This window comes from Phytoactinopolyspora endophytica (assembly GCF_004138495.1).
Taxonomy (GTDB): Bacteria; Actinomycetota; Actinomycetes; order Jiangellales; family Jiangellaceae; genus Phytoactinopolyspora; species Phytoactinopolyspora endophytica.
The window spans coordinates 228,527-230,545 of sequence record NZ_ML142856.1; the positions used below are offsets into that span (position 1 = coordinate 228,527).

At 70.4% G+C, this 2,019-nt stretch carries 2 protein-coding genes; both read right to left on the reverse strand.

What is annotated here, in order from left to right; genetic code table 11:
• On the reverse strand, positions 1-285 hold a 285-nt coding region (locus ELR45_RS38170; protein WP_205856766.1), incomplete at its 3' end, for an ATP-binding cassette domain-containing protein.
• 133 nt (positions 286-418) lie between these two features.
• The coding region (cydC, locus tag ELR45_RS17370) for a thiol reductant ABC exporter subunit CydC (RefSeq protein WP_205856767.1) at positions 419-2,019 on the reverse strand (1,601 nt) is incomplete at its 5' end.

Below are 2,019 nucleotides of genomic sequence, written 5' to 3' on the forward strand. Positions count from 1 at the left end.
CGGGTATATGGCAAGGTCCTGGGGTACCAGCCCGATCGTTTCCCGGCCACGTGTCGACCGTGGCCGGATCTGCTCGCCGGCCACGACAACTGTGCCCTCGTCGGGTTCCAGCAGTCCCGCCAGGATGGAGATGGTGGTGGTCTTCCCCGCGCCGTTCGGGCCCAGCAGACCGTAGGTCTCACCGATGCCGATGTGCAGTGACACGTCATTGACTGCATGGATGGCTCCGAACCACTTATGCAGTCCGGAGACTTCGGCGAGGCGTGCGTCGAGCAACGTGGTCACGGACAAAACGGTAACGTGTGCCGGTGTGCCCGGGGTTCATCCTGGATGCCGAACCCGCGGGTCATCCGCAGGTACGACGCGCCCTCGTCGCCGGACCGGGCGGTCACTCCAGTACAGGTGTCCCGCTGCCGGGCTACACCCCTCGGTCGGCGGTGGCTTCCGTTCGGCCGGCCCACCAGAGGTCGTAATAGGGGCCTCTCACAGCGATGAGGTCGGAGTGCCGGCCACGTTGCGTGACTCGTCCGGCATCGAGCACGACGATCTCGTCGACCTCGTCCAGACCCGCGAGCCGGTGGGTCACCAGCAACGTCGTCCGGTCGTGAGTCGACTCAAGCAGATCGGCGACGAGTTCGTCGGCGGTGTCAGCGTCCAGCCCTTCGGTCGGCTCGTCCAGCACGACGACGGGCGGGTCGGCCAGCAGGGCGCGGGCCAGCGCCAACCGCTGCCGCTGACCACCGGACACCTGGCCGCCGGTCTCGCCGACAACGGTGTCCATCCCCTTCGGCAGCGAGTCGACCCAGTCCAGCACGCGTGCCGATTCCAGCGCCGCCCGCATCTGCTCCTCCGTCGCCGAAGGCGCCGCCAGCCGCAGGTTCTCCCGGATCGTCGTATGGAACAGGTGCGAGTCCTGAGTCACCCCGGTGATCAGGGCACGCACGTCGTCACCGGCGTATCCGGACTGCTCGTGCCCGTCGATCACGATCGAGCCGGACGACGGCTCGACGAAGCGCATCAGCGCGGCCAGCAGCGTACTCTTCCCCGAGCCGCTCGTTCCGACCACGGCGACCCGGCGGCCGGGTTCGAGTCGCAGGTCCACGCCGTCGAGCGCGGGCGCACGGTCAGCCGCGTACCGCACGGAGAGGTTCTCCACCTCGATGACGGCTTCACGACGGGGTGCCGGCAGCGGCCGCGCGGGCTCCGTGACCGGTGGCTGAGCGTCCAGGACAGCCATCACACGCGTCGCCGCCGCTCGAGATTCCTGGAAATGCCGCATCGCTGGGACGAGCGGCAGCACCGGCTCGAAGGAGATGAGCGTGACCAGTGCCAGGACGGGGACCATCACCGCGGACAGGCTGCCGTCTGCCGCCGCGGCCAACGCGAGAACCGTGACGCCGACCGTCGTCGCGGCCTGGACCAGCATCGCAACGGCGCCGGCACCCGCCGTCGTGAGGGCCGCCTTGCGCTCGACCTTCGCCAGCTCGGCCGCGGCGCGTTCGGCTTCGTCGAGCGCCTCGCCGGTCGCTCCGAAGACCGCGAGATCGGCGCTGCCGTGCAGGAGGTCGACATTGCGGGCCGCCAGCTCGGCGCGGGCGGGAGCCACCTGCTGCGCGACGCGCTTGCTGGTGGCGATCGTCAGAAGCGGCACAACGACGCCCGCAACCAGCAGGCCGACGGCGATCGCCAGCCCGGCGCTGGGGAGGACCGCCGTCCCGAACCCGACTACCAGGGCTGAGACCACGCCCGCGGTCAGCACCGGGATCGTGACCCGGACGACGAAGTCCTGCACCGCCTCCACGTCCGCGACCATCCTGCTGAGCAGGTCGGAGCTACGGAATGCCGGCAGGCCGGACGGCGCCAGCGGCACCAGCGCGTCGTAGACCCGTCCGCGCATCGTCGCCAACGCTCGCAGCGCCGCGTCGTGGCTGGCCAGCCGCTCGCCGTACCGGAACACGCCCCGCGAGACCGCGAACCCTCGTACGCCCACGATGGCCAGCGACAGCGCCGCCAGCGGCG